Source organism: Hydrogenophaga sp. NH-16 (assembly GCF_004006415.1).
Lineage (GTDB): Bacteria > Pseudomonadota > Gammaproteobacteria > Burkholderiales > Burkholderiaceae_C > Hydrogenophaga > Hydrogenophaga pseudoflava.
Window position 1 is genome coordinate 2,678,027 of sequence record NZ_CP029344.1, and the last position, 20,188, is coordinate 2,698,214.

General features: G+C 64.4%; 19 protein-coding genes and 2 tRNA genes. 5 read left to right on the forward strand and 16 right to left on the reverse strand.

The annotated features are described in order from the left end of the window. Positions 1 to 9: 9 nt before the first annotated feature. The 7 genes from DD542_RS12950 to DD542_RS12980 all read right to left on the reverse strand — a co-directional run bounded on the left by DD542_RS12950 (position 10) and on the right by DD542_RS12980 (position 5,858). Positions 10 to 86: transfer RNA gene (locus tag DD542_RS12950), tRNA-Arg, on the reverse strand. A 58-nt stretch (positions 87 to 144) separates the two neighbouring features. Next, a tRNA-Pro gene (locus DD542_RS12955) sits at positions 145 to 221 on the reverse strand. Between the two features lie 57 nt (positions 222 to 278). Next, on the reverse strand, positions 279 to 1,538 hold the full coding sequence (locus DD542_RS12960; RefSeq protein ID WP_127805949.1) for an acyl-CoA dehydrogenase family protein: 1,260 nt from the start codon (positions 1,536 to 1,538) through the stop codon (positions 279 to 281). A 42-nt stretch (positions 1,539 to 1,580) separates the two neighbouring features. Then, entirely contained in the window at positions 1,581 to 2,666 is a 1,086-nt protein-coding gene (locus DD542_RS12965; protein WP_127805950.1) for a phosphotransferase family protein, read from the reverse strand. 31 nt (positions 2,667 to 2,697) lie between these two features. Beyond that, on the reverse strand, positions 2,698 to 3,417 hold the full coding sequence (locus DD542_RS12970) for a Crp/Fnr family transcriptional regulator (RefSeq protein ID WP_066151083.1): 720 nt from the start codon (positions 3,415 to 3,417) through the stop codon (positions 2,698 to 2,700). Positions 3,418 to 3,555: 138 nt separating this feature from the next. Continuing rightward, complete coding sequence (locus DD542_RS12975; RefSeq protein WP_127805951.1) at positions 3,556 to 4,335, reverse strand: enoyl-CoA hydratase; 780 nt, start codon at positions 4,333 to 4,335, stop codon at positions 3,556 to 3,558. Between the two features lie 2 nt (positions 4,336 to 4,337). Further along, positions 4,338 to 5,858: a 3-hydroxyacyl-CoA dehydrogenase gene (locus DD542_RS12980; protein ID WP_127805952.1), complete on the reverse strand. Its 1,521-nt coding sequence runs from the start codon at positions 5,856 to 5,858 to the stop codon at positions 4,338 to 4,340. A 75-nt stretch (positions 5,859 to 5,933) separates the two neighbouring features. Here DD542_RS12980 and DD542_RS12985 point away from each other — a divergent pair, with 75 nt between their 5' ends. Beyond that, the gene (locus tag DD542_RS12985; protein WP_127805953.1) at positions 5,934 to 7,976 is read left to right on the forward strand and encodes a hypothetical protein; all 2,043 of its coding nucleotides are present in this window, start codon (positions 5,934 to 5,936) and stop codon (positions 7,974 to 7,976) included. 72 nt (positions 7,977 to 8,048) lie between these two features. Here the strand turns inward: DD542_RS12985 and DD542_RS12990 are convergent, their stop codons facing one another. From DD542_RS12990 to lexA, 3 genes are all read right to left on the reverse strand, one after another. Next, the gene (locus DD542_RS12990; RefSeq protein WP_127805954.1) at positions 8,049 to 9,056 is read right to left on the reverse strand and encodes a D-2-hydroxyacid dehydrogenase family protein; all 1,008 of its coding nucleotides are present in this window, start codon (positions 9,054 to 9,056) and stop codon (positions 8,049 to 8,051) included. A 47-nt stretch (positions 9,057 to 9,103) separates the two neighbouring features. After that, positions 9,104 to 9,454, reverse strand: coding sequence for a hypothetical protein (locus tag DD542_RS12995; RefSeq protein WP_127805955.1), 351 nt, complete (start codon positions 9,452 to 9,454; stop codon positions 9,104 to 9,106). 132 nt (positions 9,455 to 9,586) lie between these two features. After that, a complete protein-coding gene (gene lexA, locus DD542_RS13000) occupies positions 9,587 to 10,267 on the reverse strand; it encodes a transcriptional repressor LexA (RefSeq protein ID WP_066151065.1) in 681 nt (226 codons plus the stop codon). 116 nt (positions 10,268 to 10,383) lie between these two features. On the opposite strand from lexA, the gene DD542_RS13005 reads away from it, so the two are divergent. Continuing rightward, positions 10,384 to 11,322 (forward strand): asparaginase, encoded by a 939-nt coding sequence (locus DD542_RS13005; protein ID WP_347232076.1) that lies wholly within the window; start codon positions 10,384 to 10,386, stop codon positions 11,320 to 11,322. A 74-nt stretch (positions 11,323 to 11,396) separates the two neighbouring features. Here the strand turns inward: DD542_RS13005 and adk are convergent, their stop codons facing one another. The 6 genes from adk to DD542_RS13035 all read right to left on the reverse strand — a co-directional run bounded on the left by adk (position 11,397) and on the right by DD542_RS13035 (position 15,359). After that, entirely contained in the window at positions 11,397 to 12,053 is a 657-nt protein-coding gene (adk, locus tag DD542_RS13010) for an adenylate kinase (RefSeq protein ID WP_127805956.1), read from the reverse strand. Positions 12,054 to 12,179: 126 nt separating this feature from the next. Then, the gene (kdsB, locus tag DD542_RS13015; protein ID WP_066151056.1) at positions 12,180 to 12,962 is read right to left on the reverse strand and encodes a 3-deoxy-manno-octulosonate cytidylyltransferase; all 783 of its coding nucleotides are present in this window, start codon (positions 12,960 to 12,962) and stop codon (positions 12,180 to 12,182) included. Further along, positions 12,959 to 13,159, reverse strand: a complete 201-nt coding sequence (locus tag DD542_RS13020) for a Trm112 family protein (protein WP_066151054.1) — start codon at positions 13,157 to 13,159, stop codon at positions 12,959 to 12,961. The genes kdsB and DD542_RS13020 overlap by 4 nt, the downstream gene beginning before the upstream one ends. Continuing rightward, positions 13,140 to 14,246, reverse strand: a complete 1,107-nt coding sequence (lpxK, locus tag DD542_RS13025) for a tetraacyldisaccharide 4'-kinase (RefSeq protein ID WP_127805957.1) — start codon at positions 14,244 to 14,246, stop codon at positions 13,140 to 13,142. Before lpxK ends, DD542_RS13020 begins: the two co-directional genes overlap by 20 nt. A 10-nt stretch (positions 14,247 to 14,256) precedes the next feature. Then, complete coding sequence (locus DD542_RS13030; protein ID WP_079365791.1) at positions 14,257 to 14,694, reverse strand: biopolymer transporter ExbD; 438 nt, start codon at positions 14,692 to 14,694, stop codon at positions 14,257 to 14,259. Positions 14,695 to 14,714: 20 nt separating this feature from the next. Next, complete coding sequence (locus DD542_RS13035; protein WP_066151043.1) at positions 14,715 to 15,359, reverse strand: MotA/TolQ/ExbB proton channel family protein; 645 nt, start codon at positions 15,357 to 15,359, stop codon at positions 14,715 to 14,717. A gap of 389 nt (positions 15,360 to 15,748) precedes the next feature. Here DD542_RS13035 and xseA point away from each other — a divergent pair, with 389 nt between their 5' ends. From xseA to DD542_RS13050, 3 genes are all read left to right on the forward strand, one after another. Then, the gene (xseA, locus tag DD542_RS13040; protein WP_241559797.1) at positions 15,749 to 16,975 is read left to right on the forward strand and encodes an exodeoxyribonuclease VII large subunit; all 1,227 of its coding nucleotides are present in this window, start codon (positions 15,749 to 15,751) and stop codon (positions 16,973 to 16,975) included. A 93-nt stretch (positions 16,976 to 17,068) separates the two neighbouring features. Continuing rightward, a complete protein-coding gene (locus tag DD542_RS13045) occupies positions 17,069 to 17,650 on the forward strand; it encodes a Fe-Mn family superoxide dismutase (protein WP_127805959.1) in 582 nt (193 codons plus the stop codon). Positions 17,651 to 17,907: 257 nt separating this feature from the next. Continuing rightward, positions 17,908 to 20,142 (forward strand): NADP-dependent isocitrate dehydrogenase, encoded by a 2,235-nt coding sequence (locus DD542_RS13050; RefSeq protein ID WP_127805960.1) that lies wholly within the window; start codon positions 17,908 to 17,910, stop codon positions 20,140 to 20,142. Positions 20,143 to 20,188: the final 46 nt, after the last annotated feature.

A 20,188-nucleotide genomic window follows, 5' to 3' on the forward strand; every position in this document is an offset into this window, starting at 1 on the left:
AGGAATCGCTGGCCTGCCCGGAGGGACTCGAACCCCCGACCTGCTGCTTAGAAGGCAGCTGCTCTATCCGGTTGAGCTACGGGCAGCCGGTGCGGACAGGATACAAAAAAGGCCCACGCAGTGGGCCTTTTTTGTCCTGAAGAATGGTCGGAGCGGCGGGATTCGAACTCGCGACCCTCTGCTCCCAAAGCAGATGCGCTACCAGGCTGCGCTACGCTCCGACAAGCCGGCGAGTATACCCTGTCGCCAGGGGGCTCTGCGCGGTTTGTTGGTGCGCATCAGCAACCGCGCGTCACCGGCATGTCGACGTCGCTCTTGATGGCCATGTGTTTGGCCAGCTCCAGCTTGGCAATCGCCGCGCGGTGCACCTCGTCCGGGCCATCGGCCAGGCGCAGCGTGCGCTGGTTGGCGTAGCTGTAGGCCAGCGGGAAGTCGTCGCTGACGCCGCCACCGCCATGGGCCTGGATGGCCATGTCGATGATCTCGCAGGCCATGTTGGGCGCCACCACCTTGATCATCGCGATCTCGGCCTTGGCCACCTTGTTGCCCACTGTGTCCATCATGTAGGCGGCCTTGAGCGTGAGCAGGCGCGCCTGTTCGATCTTGCAGCGGGCCTCGGCGATGCGCTCGTGCCAGACCGACTGCGCGGAGATCGGCTTGCCGAAGGCGACGCGGCTGTTGAGGCGCTTGCACATCAGCTCCAGCGCGCGCTCGGCTGCGCCGATGGAGCGCATGCAGTGGTGGATGCGGCCCGGGCCGAGGCGGCCCTGGGCGATCTCGAAACCGCGGCCCTCGCCCAGCAGCAGGTTGCGCACCGGCACGCGCACGTCCTTGAGCACCACTTCCATGTGGCCATGCGGCGCGTCGTCGTAACCGAACACGGAGAGCGGGCGCACCACAGTGACGCCGGGCGTGCCGGCGGGCACGACGATCATGCTCTGCTGCGAATGGCGTGGTGCCTCGGGGTCGGTCTTGCCCATGACGATGTAGACCTTGCAGCGCGGATCGCCAGCACCGGACGACCACCACTTGCGGCCGTTGAGCACGTAGTGGTCACCGTCGCGCGTGATCTCGCACTGGATGTTGGTGGCGTCCGACGAGGCCACCGCGGGTTCGGTCATCAGGAAGGCCGAACGGAACTCGCCGCGCAGCAGGGGTTCGAGCCATTCGTCCTTGATCTCCTCGGACGCATAGCGCTCCAGCGTTTCCATGTTGCCGGTGTCGGGTGCAGAGCAGTTGAACACCTCGGCCGCGAACGGTACGCGGCCCATGATCTCGCACAGTGGTGCGTATTCCAGGTTGGACAGGCCCTCGGGTGCCCGCTTGCTCATCGGCAGGAACAGGTTCCACAGGCCTGCGGCGCGCGCCTTGGGCTTGAGCTCCTCGATGACGGTGGTCGGGATCCAGGCATTGCCTTTGGCGCGGTTGGCCGCGATCTCGGCGAAGAAGCGCCCTTCGTTCGGGTAGATGTGCTCGTCCATGAAGGCCAGCAGGCGCTGGCGCATGTCCTTGACCTTGTCGGTGTAATCGAAGTGCATGGTGTGTTCCTTGGGTGTGGGGTCGGGACGTTGGAGTCGGGGTCAGGCCTGCTGTGCAAAGCGCCAGGCCATCTCGGCCAGCGGGCGCGCACCGGCGGCGGACGACACCGCCTGCGCGCTGGAGGCGGTGCCCATCTCGACGCGCTTGGCGATGCCCTGCAGGATGGCGGCGAGACGGAACAGGTTGTAGGCCAGGTAGAAGTTCCAGTCGGCCTTGAGCTGTTCGGGCGTGACGAAACCGGTGCGTTCGCAGTAGCGGCGGATGTATTCGGCCTCGGTCGGAATACCCAGCGCTTGCACGTCCAGGCCGCCGATGCCGCGGAAGGCGCCGGGCGGGATGTGCCAGGCCATGCAGTGGTAGCTGAAATCGGCCAGCGGGTGACCCAGCGTGGACAGCTCCCAGTCGAGGATCGCGAGCACGCGCGGTTCGGTGGGGTGGAACATCAGGTTGTCCAGCCGGTAGTCGCCGTGCACGATGGACACCATCGATTCGTCGCGCGCCATGGCCGGAATGTTCCGAGGCAGCCACTCCATGAGCTGGTCCATCTCGGGGATGGGCTGTGTGATCGACGCCACGTACTGCTTGCTCCAGCGGCCGATCTGGCGCTCGAAGTAGTTGCCCGGCTTGCCGTAGTCGGACAGACCGATGGCGTCCGGGCGCACGCTGTGCAGCGCGGCCATCACGCGGTTCATCTCGTCGTAGATGGCGCCGCGCTGGTCATTGGTCAGATCGGGCAGCGATTGGTCCCACATCACGCGGCCGTCGACGCACTCCATCACATAGAACGCACGGCCGATCACCGACTCGTCCTCGCACAGGGCGTGCATGCGGGCCACCGGCACACCGGTGCCGTGCAGTGCGCCCATCACGCGGAACTCGCGCTCGATGGCGTGGGCCGAAGGCAGCAGCTTGGCCACCGGGCCGGGCTTGGCGCGCATGACGTAGGCGCGCGCCGGCGTGATGAGTTTGTAGGTGGGGTTGGACTGGCCGCCCTTGAACATCTCGATGCTCAGGGGGCCGGTAAAGCCGTCGACATGGCGTTCGAGCCAGGCCTGGAGGGCGGCGGTGTCGACGGCATGCTGGGCCGCCACCGGCCGTGTGCCGGTGAAGTTCTGGAGGTCGTTCATTCGGTCACGGTCGGTGAGGGCAGGAAAACGGTCAGTGTTCGGCTTCGGCGATGCGCATCAGCATGTCGCGGTTGCGCACCACCAGCCCTCCCTGCTCGATGCGGATCGCTTCTTCGCGCTCCATGGATTTGAGTTCCTGGTTCACGCGCTGGCGCGAGGCGCCCAGCAGCTGCGCCAGTTCTTCCTGCGCCAGTTGCAGGCCGATGCGCATCTCGTTGCCGTCCGAGAGGCAGGGCACGCCGTAGGAGCGCACCAGGTGCAGCAGTTGCTTGGCCAGGCGCGCGCGCAGCGGCAGGGTGTTGAGGTCTTCCACCAGGCCGAACAGCGTTCGGATGCGCCGCGCCTGCAGGCGCATCAGCGCTTCGTACAGTTCGACGTGGGCGCTGAGGATCTTCTGGAAGTCGTTGCGGGCCACGCACAGCAGCGTGGTCGGGCCATGCGCATAGGCGTCGTGCGTGCGACGGTCCCCGTCGAAGAACGCCACATCCCCGAACCACACACCGGGTTCCACGTAGGTCAGCGTGATCAGCTTGCCCGAGAGCGAGGTCGAGCTGACACGCACCGCACCCTTGGCGACCGCCGTCCACTCGGTGGGCGGTTCGCCGCGGGCGACGATCAGGTCGCCGTCCTTGAATCGCTTGACGTAGGCGCATCGGAGAATGTCGTGACGCAGGGAAGGGGAAAGACTCTGGAACCAGCGACCGTTGTTGATCGCCTCGCGTTCTTCCATTGTCAGAATGGGTTCGTCCATTGGATGTCTTTTGAGTGACTGAAAGCGGCCCCATTGTCACCACTGGGACGCGCCGGGAGCATCAGGGATAGCGCGGGGAAGCTGTCCCGCAGGTGTCGCCGTGCCGCTTTTAAAACCGCAGCACGGCAGGCTTGTCGATCAACGGTAGCCGGGGCGGCGCTTCTCAAGGAAGGCCGAGATGCCTTCACCGCCGTTGGCGTGGTGGAGGTTGCGCACGAAGTGGTCGCGCTCGGCGGCGAGCTGGATGTGCAGTGGCGCGGTCTGGGCCTCGTTCACCAGCTCCTTGATGCTGGCCATGGCGTTGGGCGCCCGGGTGTTGAGTTTTTCGGCCAGCGCCAGCGCGGTGGCCATCGCCTCGCCGCTGGCACACACCTGGTTGACCACGCCGAGGGTCTGCAGGCGCGCGGCGTCGATGCGGTCGCCACACATCAGCAACTGCATCGCGGTGGCTCGGGGCAGGGCGCGCGCCAGGCTCCAGGTGGCGCCGCCGTCGGAGGACAGACCCACATTGCTGTAGGCCATCACAAAGACGCTGTCCTGTGCGGCGACCAGCAGGTCGCAGGCCAGCGCAAGCGAGAAGCCCGCACCGGCGCAGGCGCCTTCCACGGCGGCGATCACCGGCTTGGGGAATGCGCGGATGGTTTCGATCCAGTTGTGCAGGCTTTCGATGCTCTGGGCCTGCACCTCGGGCGGCTGCTGGCGGTTGGACAGCAGGCGCTGCAGGTTGCCGCCTGCGCAGAAGTGGTTGTCTTCGCCGGCAATCACCACCGAACGCACCTCCGGGCTGGACTCGGCCACGTTCAGCGCCTCGACCCCCGCGGCATAGATCTCCGGACCCAGGGCATTGCGGTGTTCCGGGTTGCTGATGGTGAGCACCATGGTCTGGCCATGGCTGTGGCTCTTGAGGCTGGCGCTCATGCTCAGGCCTCTTCGTGCATCAGGCTCAGACCCAGGGCGCCGCGGCGGCGCAGCCAGGGCGAAGGGCGGTAGCGAGGGTCGCCGTAGACCGTGCCCATGTTGAACAGGATCTCCAGCACATTGGTGGGGCCGACCTTGTCGCCCATGGCCAGCGGGCCCATGGGGTAGCCCAGACCCAGTGTCACCGCCACTTCCAGGTCCTTGGGTGTGCAGATGCCCTGCTGGCACATGTCGGCCGCGATGTTGACGATGGTGGCGACGACGCGCTGCGTCACGAAGCCGCCGCTGTCCTTGACCACGCTCACCGCCTTGCCATCCTTGGCGAACAGGGCGTGCGCGGCGTCGCGCATGTCGGGGCGGGTGGCCGGGTTGGTGGCCAGCACGCGGCGCTTGGTGGCGGCGTCCTCCAGCATCATGTCGATGCCAACGGTGCGGGTGGGGTCGAGCCGCTCGACCGCGGCGAGGGTGGTCACGTCCAGTCCGAGCGGAGCCACCAGGATCAGCGCGCTGGCTGATGGGGCCTGGGCGGTTTCGATGCTTGCGCCCAGGTTCTTGAGCAACTGGTAGATCTCGGCCCGACGCGCGGCTTTGGGCGAGACCCAGACCGGCGGCAGGGCACCGACCTCGGGCACCGGAGGCTCGGAAGGAACCTGGGCAATGCCCTCTCTGTATGTATAGAAGCCGTCGCCGACCTTCTTGCCAACCACACCACCGGCCAGTCGCTGCGCCGTGATTACGCTGGGGCGGTAGCGTGGTTCGTCGTAGTACTGGCGGTAGATCGACTCCATGACCGGGTGCGAGACGTCCAGGGCGGTCAGATCCATCAGCTCGAAAGGACCGAGCCGGAAGCCCATCTGGTCTTTGAGGATGCGGTCGATGGTCGCGAAATCGGCCACCCGCTCGCTCGCCACCCGCAGTGCTTCGGTGCCGTAACCGCGACCGGCGTGGTTGACGATAAAGCCGGGGGTGTCCTGCGCCGATACGGGGGTATGCCCGAATTCGCGGGCAAAGGCCGTCAGCCGCTCGCACACCACCGGATCGGTCTTGAGACCGGCGATCACTTCGACCACGCGCATCAGCGGCACGGGGTTGAAGAAGTGGAACCCGGCAAGCTGGCGAGGGCGCTGGAGCGCCGCACCGATGGCGGTCACTGACAACGAAGAGGTGTTGGTTGCCAGCACCGATTGTTTGGAAACGATGGACTCAAGTTCGGAAAACAGCTTCTGTTTGACATCTAGCCGCTCGACGACGGCTTCGATGACCAGGTCGCAGGGGGCCAACGAAGCAAGGGCATCGGCGCAGCGGAGCCGATCCAGCATGGCGGTGCGTTGCGCGGCATCGAGCTTGTTCTTGTCCACCAGCTTCTGCCAGGTGTCGGCCAGCGCCTGCCGGGCGGTTTCGGCCGCATTGGGCTGCAGATCGAACAAGATGACTGCGCTTCCGGCCTGGGCTGCCATCTGTGCGATGCCGCGGCCCATGGCGCCTGCACCCACGATGCCGACGGTTTGAAAAGTTGGGGTCATATGAAAGTGTTATTTAAGAAGGGTGGGCAACGACCTATGACAAAATGTTGCCACGAAGAACGGAAGGGCTGTGACGTGCGCCAGATCTTGGTTGGCTCTATTTTGCTATCAACGGCGTTGGGCGGTTCGGCGGCCACTTTGGGGCGACACAGCGGCGCTGTTCTCATTGGCAGGCCTCTTGATATCCGGGTGCAGGCCGTCGCGGCCCCGGGTGAAGATCTGTCCGCGCTGTGCCTGCAGGCCGATGTGTTCTTCGGTGACAACCAGCTGGGTCCTTCGTCTGTGCGCACCTCGACGCAGCACAACGCACCCGATGCCGAGGCATCGGTGCGGATCCAGACCACGGTGCCGGTGAACGAACCCGTTGTCTCGGTGGTGTTGAGGGCGGGCTGCGCTTCGCCGTTCTCCCGTCGGTATGTGCTGCTGGCTGACTTTCTGTCCGAGCCTGCAACGGCGTCGCAAACAGCGCCTGCGTTGTCCGGTTCACAAGTAGTGCCCAAGCCGTCGCCCATCCCTGCGGAGGGTTCGACAGGCAGCTCCAGAGTGTCTGCTGGTCCGGCAGCTGGCAGCGGTACTCCTGTGGCGGCTCCGACGCGCAGCACGGCGCCTGCTTCTGCTTCCAGGCCCAGGCCAGCCAGCGTGGTGCGCAAGCCGGTGGAACCGGCAAGGGATGTAACCCCGCGGCTCCAGCTGGACCCTGTGGACGTGAGTCTCGCGATCGAGCGCGATCCGGTTCTCAAACTGTCACTGTCCCTGCTCAGCGAGCCCTCCTCGAACCCCCAGGAGCGGGCCGCTGCTGCCCAGCTCTGGAAGGCTTTGAACGCCTCTCCCGAGGACATTCTTCGCGACACCCAGAAGCTGGCAGTCCTGGAGGCCGAATCCAAAGGCTTGCGTGAGCGGGAGGCGCGCAACAAGGCCGCCATGCAGGACATGGAGGCCAGGCTCGAACAGTCGCGCTTGATGTCGTGGGCCGCGTACGCCTTGGGGGCGCTGCTGCTTCTTGCTCTGGCAGCGCTGGTCTGGCTGTGGCGACGCAAGACCGCCATTGGCGTTGCGGGTACCCCCCAGAGGGACTGGTGGACGTCTGGTGCAGCGAAAGCGGCCAAGGTGCCTGCCGACAAGCCTGCAAGGAAAGTGGCGGCCAAAGGATTGGATCTTGACCTTGATCTGGATGCCGATTCCGGGCTGGACGAACTGGGTCCGATGCGCAGTGGTTCTGGTGACAGTGGAGCGATGCCCTTGTCCACTTCCGAGCGCCGCGATTTCCGCACCAGCCACATCGGCGTGTCCCGGTCCGTTGCCACGGAAGAACTGTTCGACGTTCAGCAGCAATCGGATTTCTTCGTCTCGCTGGGCGAGTTTGACCAGGCGATCGGCATCCTCAAGACGCACTTACACGAAAGCCAGGAGCCCAGTGCGCTCGCGTATCTTGACCTCTTCAAGCTCTACCACCGGCTGGGGCGGCGCGACGAGTACGAAAAGCTGCGCGAAGAGTTCAACCACCAGTTCAATGCGAGTGCACCGCCGTTTGACCAGTACAGCGACTCCAACCGGGGGCTCGAAGCTTACGAAACTGCATTCGGGCGAATCCAGGCCCTGTGGCCTCAACCCAAGGTGCTGGATGTCATCGAGAAGTCCATCTTCAGGGATGCGGCCGATCCCGAGTCGGAGGTGTTTGATCTCGAAGCGTACCGTGAGCTCCTGCTCCTTCACGCCATCGCGAAGGATGTGATCCAGCGCGATTCGAGCACCCCTTCTTCGGACTTCCAGCACACGGCGATTCGTCCGCTGAAGGCTGCGGGGCCGAAGATGGCTGCTGTTTCATCCTCTGCGGCAGCTTCGGAACGGTTGACCGAACCGATGGATGAAATCCCGCACGCCTCCCCCCGTCTCGGCCTGGATATCGACCTGGATGCGCTGCACGATGCGTCGGCGTTCGAAGCATCGCTGCCCGACGTTGTGGTGCCGGTGGAGCCCACGGCCAGGCACGATTCATCGACGGGCACCTCTGCAGTGGAGGCCGCGGACATGGGCAACCTCATTGATTTTGAAGTTCTTGATTTCACGCCACCCGATGACGGAGAAATCCCACCGGGTAAGGACGCACAGTCCAAATAGTCAGCATGTTTGCTCAACAAAAAAAGCCAGACACGTGCTGGCTTTTTTTGTTGGCGCTGCTGAGCCTGATGGTCAGCGTCGCACTTGCAGGGCGCCAGGGTTGACGATGTTGGTGGGCGTTCCCTTGATGAAATTGACCACATTGTCGAAGGCAGCCGAGAACAAGGTCTCGTAGTTGCTGAGCTCGACGTAGCCGATGTGAGGCGTGCAGATGCAGTTCTCGAGCCTGAGCAGCGCATGCCCCTGAAGAATCGGCTCTGATTCGAAAACATCGATGGCGGCCATGCCGGGGCGCCCCCGGTTCAACGCGGTCAGCAAGGCCTCGGCCTCGATCAGTTCGGCCCTGGATGTATTGACCAGCAGAGCGGTCGGCTTCATGCGAGAAAGATCCTCCAGCGTGACACAGCCCGCGCTGCGGTCGCTGAGTCGAAGATGAAGGCTGAGCACATCCGAACGCTCAAAGAGATCTTCCCGGCTGGCTGCGACCTCAAAGCCGTCGGAAACGGCCTGCCGGCAGGACTCATCGCTACCCCAGACCAGCACCTGCATGCCGAAGGCCTTGCCGTAAGCAGCGACCAGCTTGCCGATGCGGCCATAGCTCCACAAGCCGAGTGTCTTGCCGTGAAGAACCATGCCGAGGCCGAAGTTGGCGGGCATGGACGATGACTTCAGCCCCGACTGTTGCCAGGCACCGTGCTTGAGGCTTGCGACATACTGGGGAATGCGCCGCATCGACGCCATGACCAGAGCCCATGTCAGCTCGGCGGTGGAGATCGGGGAACTTGTGCCTTCGGCCACGGCGATGCCGCGTTCGGTGCAGGCAGTGACGTCAATATGGCTGCCGATACGCCCCGTCTGCGCAATGAGCTTCAGGCGAGGCAGCTTGTCAACCAGTTGACGGGATACCGGGGTTCTTTCCCGGATCAGGACCACGATGTCGGCATCCCGCAACCGTATGGACAGTTGCCCGACCCCCTTGACCGTGTTGGTGAACACTTTGGCGGGATAGGGGTCGAGGCGCGCTGCGCAATCCAGCTTTCGGACGGCGTCCTGATAGTCGTCCAGTATCACGATGTTCATGGAGCACTATTGTGCCGCCATGAGCATTCTGTACAGACTTTGAGCTGTCAGGCGGGTTCGGTGCGGTGCTCGAGAGCGGCCAGACGGTCCAGTTCGGCGCAGACATCGGCCATGCGCCCTGAAATCACCAGGCAAGCGCTTCGATCCGGTTGGCTGGTGTGCTTCAAGCGGATGGTTGCTGTCTGTGAGGGCCGCGACACCTCGTCCATGGAAGCGCCGTGAGAGGCCGACAGCGACTGTTTCGGTTGCTTGTTGGCCAACCATCCGGCCCTGACAAACCGCTGCATCAACGTTGGCAGCGGTTTGCGGGTCTTGTTGGGACAAGGAGGTGACGGCAGCCAGTTGTCGATCAACTGCAACGGAGCGCGCCAGGTCTTGGAGGTGATGCGGATTCCCATGTGAAACTCCGGAAAGGGGTTGGACACAGGCAGGATTGGTTCGGAAGAGCCGCTCTCGCAGGGTTTGCCAAGGACAGTGTGCTGTTCTGGCAAAACGCCCGCCACCTGCGAGGGCGGCACCGACCCAGCGGGTCAGATCTGGAAGCTGTTGCGAATCAGGCCCACGGCGAGGCCTTCGATCTCGAAGGGTTCACCCGGTTGCACCACGATCGTTTTGTAGTCCGGGTTTTCCGCGTGCAGCTCGATTTGGTGGTCGCGGCGCATGAAACGCTTGACAGTCACATCGTCTCCGAGCCTGGCCACCACGATCTGCCCATTCTTCGCGTCCTTGCCGGACTGCACGGCCAGCAGGTCGCCGTCGAGGATGCCGACGTCGCGCATGGACATGCCGCGCACGCGCAGCAGGTAGTCAGGTGTGCGCTGGAACAGGCTGCGCTCGACGTGATAAGTCTGGTCGACGTGTTCCTGAGCGAGGATCGGTGAGCCGGCAGCCACCCGCCCGATCAGGGGCAGCATGAGCTGAGAAAGGCCGGGCATCGGCAGTGTAAGCTGATGAGTCCGCTGATCGTTGATGGCCTGCAGATCCCGGCTGCGAAGACGGATCCCGCGGGAGGTGCCGCTGACCAGTTCGATCATGCCTTTGCGTGCGAGCGCCTGAAGGTGCTCCTCGGCCGCATTGGCCGACTTGAATCCGAGCTCGGTGGCGATTTCTGCGCGGGTGGGTGGAGCGCCGGTGCGGGCAATGGCGTTCTGGATCAACTCCAGGATTTGCTGCTGGCGGGCCGTGAGCTTGGGCGGGAACGACTCGATCATGTCAACCTCGTGGTTAGGCGGGATGCGGCTGGACGGGCTGTTTGCACATCCAGTATCTGTATTTTTAAACAGTTTCGGAGACTTGGCAAGTGAACGACAACAACAGAGGCTTTTGCGTGATCCTGGGGACTGGCGGAACGATCGCCGGACGGGCCGCCCGGGCAGGAGATAACGTGGGATATGTGGCAGGGCAGGTTCGTGTGGAAGATCTTCTGGAGGGCGTTCCAGCGCTGCAAGGCAGTCCACTGGAGGTGGAGCAGGTGGACCAGGTGGACAGCAAGGACATGCACTTCGGTCTGTGGAAGCGGCTGTTGCTTCGGCTCTCTCACCACCTTGCACGCGACGAGGTTGCCGGCGTTGTGGTCACACACGGCACCGACACGCTGGAAGAAACTGCCTTTTTCATCCAGACGGTGCTGCAGCCCCGCAAGCCGGTGGTGTTCACCTGCGCGATGCGCCCAGCCACCGCCCTTGTGCCCGATGGCCCTCAGAACCTGCTGGATGCCGTGACCGTGGCGGGTCATCCCGAGGTCGGAGGGTGTGTGGTGGTCTGTGCGGGGCTGGTGCACGCGCCCGAGCACTTGACCAAGGTTCACAGCTACCGGGTGGATGCGTTCGATTCGGGCGATGCCGGCCCTATGGCGTGTGTGGAAGAAGGCGAGGTCCGGTGGTTCCATGCTCCTGCAAGCCGCCCGACCGCCGAGCGTTCTGAGGCACTGCTGGCGCGGGTGCTGCGGGCCGATGCGCTGCCACGCGTCCAACTGGTGACCAGCCATGCCGATGCCGACGGCTCCATCGTTCGCGCGCTGCTGCAGGCGGACCCGGCACTGCGTCCGCAGGGCATTGTGGTGGCTGCCACCGGCAACGGCACGGTTCACCAGTCGCTGGCCTCGGCCTTGTCGGAGGCCATGGCCCGTGGTGTGCGGGTGGTCAGGGCCACGCGCTGTGCCCGAGGGCGTGTGATTCCTGACACGGCCAATCCCATGCCCGACTCCGCCGGACTGCCCCCTGTGAAGGCGCGGCTGGCTCTGGCACTCTCGCTGCTGGAACCCTGACGCGCCAGCCCGTTGCAACGACAAAAAAAGAAACCCGGCAAGTTGCCGGGTTTGCAGGAGGAGTGGGAGCTGGGTCAGGCGGCCAGGGCCTGGAACGCGCGGGCTGTGATCTCATCCACCGAACCGGTGCCGCTGATGGCGCGGTACTTGGGGGCGGCGGCCGGATCTGTCCTGGCCCACTGGCTGTAGTAGTCGACCAGCGGTCGGGTCTGGGCGCTGTACACCTCCAGGCGCTTCTTGACCGTTTCTTCCTTGTCATCGTCGCGCTGGATCAGCGGTTCACCGGTGACGTCGTCCTTGCCTTCCACCTTGGGCGGGTTGAATTTCACGTGGTAGGTGCGCCCTGAGGCGGGGTGTGAGCGGCGGCCGCTCATGCGTTCGATGATGGCGTCGAACGGCACGTCGATTTCCAGCACGTAGTCCAGCTTCACGCCGGCCGCTTTCATAGCGTCGGCCTGCGGGATGGTGCGCGGGAAGCCATCGAACAGGAAGCCGCTTGCGCAGTCGGGCTGGGCAATGCGTTCCTTGACGAGGTTGATGATCAGGTCGTCACTCACCAGGCCACCGGCGTCCATGACCGCCTTGGCCTGCATGCCCAGAGGCGTGCCAGCCTTCACGGCGGCACGCAGCATGTCGCCGGTCGAGATCTGGGGGATGCCGTACTTCTGGCAGATGAAGGTGGCTTGTGTGCCCTTGCCCGCACCAGGAGCGCCCAACAGGATCAGTCTCATCGTCTTCCTTGTATCAGTGTTTCATTCGTGCTCGCCTGTCTCCGCGGCTGAGCTGGCCCCGGTATCGAGGGTCGAACGAGGATAGCATGGCCTACCCCGACACTGCCTTACAGACAGTGTCGCAGTTCAAGACTTCCGGAGCAGCGCCCGGACCCTTTCCAGGTCCGTGGGGGTGTCCACACCGGGAGCGGCCGCATGGGTCGCGAGATGCACCGCAATGCGCTCACCGTGCCATAGGGTGCGCAGTTGCTCCAGCGACTCCGTCAGTTCCAGCGGTGCCGGCTCCAGCGACGGAAAACGGCGCAGGAAACCCGCCCGGTATCCGTAGACGCCGATGTGCCGCCAAGGGGCCGGAGAAGGCAGGCTGAGCGGCTGGCCGTTCGACATGCCGTCGCGCCACCAGGCGATGGGCGCGCGGCTGAAATACAGCGCCACCTGCCGCCGGTCGAGCACCACCTTGACCACGTTCGGATTGAGAAAGTCTTCCACCTGCTCAATGGCGTGGGCGGCGGTGCTCATCACGCAATCGGGCCTTTGCGCCAGCTGCGTGGCCACTGCGGCAATGAGCGCGGGGTCCACCAGCGGCTCGTCCCCCTGCACATTCACCACGAGCTCGTCGTCAGCCAGGCCAAGCAGTTCACAGGCTTCGGCCAGCCGGTCGCTGCCGGAGGGGTGGTCGGAACGGGTGAGCAGCGCCGTGACGCCATGCTCCGCACAGGCGCTCAGGATGCGGGGATCGTCGGCCGCCACCACCACCTGGCGGGCGCCGCTGAGCAGCGCCTGCCGGGCCACACGAACAACCATGGGCAGGCCCGCAATGTCTGCCAGAGGTTTATCTGGGAGGCGGCTGGAGGCCATGCGCGCCGGAATCAGCACGCTGAAGGCCGGTGTCCGGACAGCCGCGCTCATGCGGTGGGCGCCGGTGGCCGAGCGGCTTCTTCGTCGCTCAGTGTCCGGGCTTCGTGCTCCAGGAGAATGGGAATGCCGTCGCGCACCGGATAGGCCAGGCGGGCGCTGCGAGAGATCAGTTCCTGGGCCTCGCGGTCGAAGATCAGAGGGCCTTTGGTGACGGGGCAGACCAGCAGTTCAAGCAGTTTGGTATCCATGCCGCGATGATAGTCGCGCGCTTGCACGCAGAGCCTCCAGCCGATGATCCAGTTCAGCCAGAAAGGCCGGGTCGAGCTGAAGCTCCAATGGCACCGTCCACAGGGACGGGCGCCGGTCGGCTGGCAGCGCCAGTGCCTGGGCGAACAGCTTGACCGCATCTTTTTCCGTGCACACCACGGTGGATGAGGGTGAATCCAGGACTGCCTGGTAGGCGTCCGGCGGCGCGTGGTCTGGCAGGGCCATGCACCGGGACAGGGTCAGCCCCTGGTTGCGCAGCATTTCGAAGAAGACATCCGGCCGGGCGATGCCGGCCACGGCCACCAGGTCCTGGCCCGCCAGTTCGGACAACGGTCGTTCACTGCCACTAGGACCGCGGGCGACGCCAGCGAGACGCCGGGTGGCCACAAACAAGGTCGCGCCCACGGGCAAGGCAGGGGGCGAGACCGGTGCGGAGTCAGCCCGTCGCTGCAGCAAGACAAACTGTGGCGAGAACGGGTCTTCCGCGGCAGGAGGCCAGGGCTCCCTGAGCAGGCCCGCCGGCAGCAGCCATCCGTTGCCGGTGCCCCGGTCATCGAACACCGCGATGGCGATGTCACGTCCCAGTGCCAGATGCTGCAACCCATCGTCGCACAGCAGCAGGTCCACCTCGGGGTGCGCCGCCAGCAGTGCACGGGCAGCGTGCGCACGACGCCTTCCCACCACGACCGGCACGCCTGTGCTCCGGTGAATCAGGGTGGGTTCGTCCCCAGCCTCCGAGGCCGTTGTCCCGGATGTGAGCTCCAGCAGTCCTTCACCCAGCCTCCCGTGCCCCCGGGACACCACGCCCGGCGACCAGCCCCGCGAGCGCAGATGGGAGATCAGCGCCATCACCGTGGGCGTTTTGCCCGCGCCACCGACCACCACGTTGCCGATCACGATCACCGGCACGGGCAGGCGTTCCACTGGCCATTGACCCTGTGCGTAGCGGCGCCGCCGCAAGCCGACCAGCGCCCGGTAGATCTGGGACATCGGCCACAGAAGGCGGGCTTTCCAGCCCCGCTGCGCCCAGATCGCTTGCCACCGGGCTTCGGCGTCCGGGCGTGTCATGGCGGGGGGGTCAGGACTTGCCGCGCGAGGGGGCCGAGCCGGACTGCTGGGTGGCGAAGGTGATCTGCACCAGCCCGGCGCGCCGCGCCGCATCCATCACGTTGATCACCGACTGGTGGGTGGCCGCGGCATCTGCGCTGATGATGATCACCATGTCGCGTGTGTCCTGCGTTGCTTCTTCGAGCGCACGGGTGAGCGACTCGACGGACGAGCCGTCCAGCATCGACTGGTTGATCGCGTAGCGGCCGTCGCTGCTGACCGAGACGATGACTTCCTTCGGGGCGCTGCGCTGGGCCTCGGAATCGGCCACCGGCAGATTGACCTGCAGCTGCGTGTACTTGCTGTAGGTCGTGGTCAGCATCAGGAAGATCAGCACGACCAGCAGGATGTCGATGAAAGGGATCAGGTTGATCTCCGGCTCATCACGGGTTCCAGGACGGAAGTTCATGCGGGGTTCCCGGGCGCTGCTTACTTGTTGCGCAGTGTCACCAGGTGGCGGACGAACCGCTCCGTGGCGACTTCCATGGCCAGCAGGTAGTCGTCGACCCGGGCGCGGAAATAGCGCCAGAAAATCAGCGCGGGAATGGCCACCATCAGGCCAAAAGCGGTGTTGTACAGGGCGATCGAGATGCCGTGCGCCAGCTGGGTGGGATTGCCGCCGCCCGGCATGGTGCCCATGCCACCGTCGCCACCCTGGGAGCCGAAGATCTCGATCATGCCGATCACCGTGCCCAGCAGACCCAGCAGAGGGGCTGCGGAGGCGATCGTGGCCAGCGCCCCCAGGTAGCGTTGCAGCCGCGAACCGGCGATGCGTCCCGCGCCCTCCAGTGAAGATCTCAGGTCGTCTTCGGTGGCCCTGGGGTTGTTGTTCAGGGTCCGAAAGCCGCTGGCGAGCACCTCGCCAAACACCGAGTTCTGCTCCAGCTGGGTGACCACATCCGGGTTGGGGACGCCGTTGCGGGAAACCATGATGGCTTCCTCGAGCAGTTGTGGAGGCAGAACCTTGGCCGCCTTGAGGCTGACAAAACGCTCGATCACGAGGGCGAGAGCGATCACTGAACAGAAGATGAGGGGCCAGATCGGCCAGCCAGCGGCTTGTATGATGGAAAACAAATCAGGGCTCCGGTGCAATCTTTTGATTATGTCTCAGCCCCTGCGACCGCCCGCGGCAGTCCTGCGCCGATGCACCAGCCTCTCCACCCGAACCCGACCCTTGGGTCCATGCACAGATTCTGTGGATAACTTTGTGCAGAACCGTACCTCGATGGCGGCGCATCCCGCCAAACGTCTGCGTTTCAACAGTTCGATGACAAAACAGGCAGCCCAAAGTGCTTTGAAATCAAGCCACTTCCCGCAGGTCCTAGATGACACGGGGGTAGAGGGTACGGATTCCAGCAACGGCGCGCCTTGTGGACAGGTTCGGTCCGGAGATGCCTGTGTCTGAGCCGTTTTTCACCCAGGACGACGGCTCTGCGCGGCGCGTGTGGGCGGTTGGGCCGCTGATGCAAGCGATTGCGGACGTCTTGTCTGTGCGCTTCAACCCCGTGGCAGTTCGTGGCGAGATCTCGGGCTTCTCCCGTGCCGCCAGCGGACACTGCTACTTCTCGCTGAAGGACGAATCGGGGCAGTTGCGTTGTGCCATGTTCCGCCGTGCGGCGGATCAGCTGCAGTTTGTTCCGCGGGATGGGCTGCTGGTGCAAGCTCAGGGCCGGCTGGATGTCTATGGTCCGCGTGGGGATCTGCAGCTGATCGTTGAAGCGCTCAAACCGGCGGGGCAGGGCGCTTTGTTCGAACAGTTCATCCGGCTCAAGGCTAAGCTGGAGGCGGAGGGGCTGTTTGACCCCCGGCGCAAACGGGGGTTGCCGTCGCAGCCCCGGAGCATCGCGGTGGTGACCTCGCTGGGAGCCGCTGCGCTGCGCGACGTGGTAACCGCACTGCGGCGGCGGGTGCCCCACATACCGGTGCTGGTGCATCCTGCGTCAGTGCAAGGGGCACAGGCGCCGCAGGAAATCTGCCGGGCGCTGGAGCAGGCCTACCAGCGCTTCAGGGACTCCGGCGAAGGCGATGTGCTTCTGTTGGTTCGTGGAGGGGGATCGCTGGAAGACCTCTGGGCGTTCAACGACGAATCGGTGGTGCGCACGGTCGTGCGCGCGCCCATGCCGTTGGTCTGCGGCGTCGGGCACGAGACCGATTTCACGCTGTCCGACTTTGCGGCCGACCTGCGGGCCCCCACGCCTACGGCGGCGGCCGAGCTGTGCGCACCGGCCCGGCAACAGCGGCTTGACGAGCTGGAGCAGCTCGAAACCGATCTCAGGGATGTGGTCTGGCGGGGGCTGGACCTGCGGGCGCAGCGGCTGGACCGGCTGGCCCAGCGGCTGGGGCGCCCCTCGGGCCGTCTGCACGACAGCAGCCAGCGGCTGTCGGCCCTGCAGCACCGGCTCACGTCGGCGGTGCAGCTGCGCCAGCAGCGCCACGCCCTCCATCTCGAGCGGCTGTCCTCCACGCTGCCCCAGGCGGTCGCACGCGCGCTGTCGGCGCACGTGCAGCGGCTGGATCGTTGCGGTGCGGCGCTCGGCCTGCTGGATCCGATGCTGGTGCTCGAGCGCGGCTATGCATTTCTCGCTGACCGTGATGGACGCGCGATCACCCAGGCCGCGCAGGTGCGGCCGGGCCAGTCCGTCACGGCGACTCTGGCGGACGGTTCGGTGGATCTGACTGCGGACCGTTGAAGGTCGGACCTCTTTTCCCCTGAGTGCAGCAGCGGTTCAATGTGTTGCCTACAATGCGCCGGACTTTTCCCACTCAACAGACGAGGACCCCACATGGAACACACCCTGCCCGCACTGCCGTACGCCATCGATGCCCTGGCACCGCACTACTCCAAGGAAACGCTGGAGTTCCACCATGGCAAGCACCACAACGCCTATGTGGTCAACCTGAACAACCTGCAGAAGGGCACCGAGTTCGAGTCCATGGACCTCGAATCGATCGTCAAGAAGTCCAGCGGTGGCGTCTACAACAACGCCGCCCAGATCTGGAACCACACCTTCTTCTGGAATTGCATGAAGCCCAACGGCGGCGGTGAGCCTTCCGGTGCGCTGGCCGCTGCGATCAACGCCAAGTGGGGCAGCTACGCGGCTTTCAAAGAAGCCTTCGTCAAGTCCGCCGTGGGCAACTTCGGTTCCGGCTGGACCTGGCTGGTCAAGAAAGCCGACGGCTCCGTGGACATCGTCAACATGGGCGCCGCCGGCACGCCCCTGACGACCGGTGACAAGGCCCTGCTGACCGTGGACGTTTGGGAACACGCTTACTACATCGACTACCGCAACCTGCGGCCGAAGTTCGTTGAAACCTTCCTGGACAAGCTGGTCAACTGGTCGTTTGCCGAAAGCAACTTCGCCTGACGGCGACGGACCAATCCGGTTCGGCGAAGCCCGAAGGTGCATGCCTTCGGGCTTTTTTCATGGCCTCGGCCCCATGAGGTCAAGGCAACGGTGAAAAAAAGTTGGAGTTTTTGATGTTCAATTTTGTTATGTGAGATAACACTTCGAATTTTGAAGCCGAGGTCAGAGGACTGAAAGCAAAATCCCACACCATCGACCGCTTGCCCCGAGTTTGTCGGGAGCGGCGGATTTCCAACAACGACATCAGGAGCCATGCCATGAGCCAACCGTCCTCGACCATCGTTTACACCCTCACCGACGAAGCGCCCCTGCTGGCGACGGCGTCGTTCCTGCCCATCATCCGCACCTTTGCCGCCCCCGCGGGCGTCAACGTGACCACCAGCGACATCTCCGTCGCCGCCCGCATCCTGGCGCAGTTCCCCGAATACCTGACCGAAGAGCAGCGGGTGCCGGACTACCTGGGCGAGCTGGGCAAGCTGACGCTGCGCCCCGAGGCCAACATCATCAAGCTGCCCAACATCAGCGCCTCCGTGTCCCAGCTGGTGGCGGCTATCAAGGAGCTTCAGGCCAAAGGCTACAAGCTCCCCGACTACCCTGAAAACCCGAAGAACGACGAAGAAAAGGCCATCAAGGCGCGTTACGCCAAGTGCACCGGCTCGGCCGTGAACCCGGTGCTGCGCGAAGGCAACTCGGACCGCCGCGCCCCCCGTGCGGTGAAAGAGTTCGCCCGCAAGAACCCGCACAGCATGGCCGAATGGAGCCAAGCCTCGCAATCGCACGTGTCTCACATGCACGCTGGCGATTTCTACCACGGTGAGAAGTCGATCACGCTGGACAAGGCGCGCGACGTGAAGATGGAGCTGATCACCAAGAGCGGCAAGACCATCGTGCTCAAGCCTAAGGTTTCCCTGCTCGACCGCGAAGTCATCGACTCGATGTTCATGAGCAAGAAGGCCCTGCTGGCTTTCTACGAGAAGGAAATCGAGGATGCCCGCAAGACCGGCGTGATGTTCTCGCTGCACGTTAAGGCCACCATGATGAAAGTCTCGCACCCCATCGTGTTCGGCCACTGCGTGAAAATCTTCTACAAGGAAGCCTTCGAGAAGCACGGCGAGCTGTTCAAGGAGCTGGGCGTCAACGTCAACAACGGCATGGTCGATCTGTACAACAAGATCGCCAAGCTGCCGCAGTCCAAGCAGGACGAGATCAAGCGCGACCTGCATGCCTGCCATGAGCACCGTCCCGAGCTGGCCATGGTCGACTCGGCCAAGGGCATCACCAACTTCCACTCGCCCAATGACGTGATCGTCGACGCCTCGATGCCGGCCATGATCCGCAACGGCGGCAAGATGTGGGACGCGAACGGCCGCCTGAAGGACGTCAAGGCCGTGATGCCCGAGTCGACCTTCGCCCGCATTTACCAGGAGATGATCAACTTCTGCAAGTGGCATGGCGCTTTCGATCCCAAGACCATGGGCACGGTGCCCAACGTCGGCCTGATGGCCCAGCAGGCCGAGGAATACGGCTCGCACGACAAAACCTTCGAGATTCCCGAGGACGGCATCGCCAACATCACCGACCTGGAAACCGGCGAGGTGCTGCTGAGCCAGAACGTGGAAGAGGGCGACATCTGGCGCATGTGCCAGGTCAAGGATGCCGCGATCCGCGACTGGGTCAAACTGGCCGTCAACCGCGCCCGCAATTCCGGCATGCCGGTGGTGTTCTGGCTGGACGCGTACCGCCCGCACGAAGCCCAGCTGATCCGCAAGGTCAAGATGTACCTGCACGAGCACGACACCAACGGTCTGGACATCCAGATCATGAGCCAGGTGCGCGCGATGCGCTACACGCTGGAGCGCGTGATCCGCGGCCTGGACACCATCAGCGCCACCGGCAACATCCTGCGCGACTACCTGACCGACCTGTTCCCCATCATGGAACTGGGCACCTCGGCCAAGATGCTGTCCATCGTGCCGCTGATGGCCGGTGGTGGCATGTACGAAACGGGCGCCGGTGGTTCGGCACCCAAGCACGTGCAGCAGCTGGTGGAAGAGAACCACCTGCGCTGGGACTCGCTGGGTGAATTCCTGGCCTTGGCCGTGTCGCTGGAGGACCTGGGCCTGAAGACCGGCAACAGCAAAGCCAAGCTCCTGGCCAAGACCCTGGACAGTGCCACGGGCAAGCTGCTGGACAACAACAAGAACCCGTCCCCCAAGACCGGCCAGCTCGACAACCGGGGCAGCCAGTTCTACCTGGCGCTGTACTGGGCACAGGAACTGGCCGCGCAGACCGAGGATGCCGAAATGGCTGCCAAGTTTGCGCCGCTGGCCAAGCAGCTGGCGGACAACGAGCAGGCCATCGTCGCAGAACTGATCGAGGTCCAGGGCAAGCCGGTGGACATTGGCGGTTACTACAAGCCCGACTTCGACAAGCTCTCCACGGTGATGCGTCCGAGCAAGACGCTCAATGCTGCGCTGGAACTGGTGGCCTGATTCTGGTTTGGCCGTTACCCACCATCCAAAAAGCCCGCCTCACGGC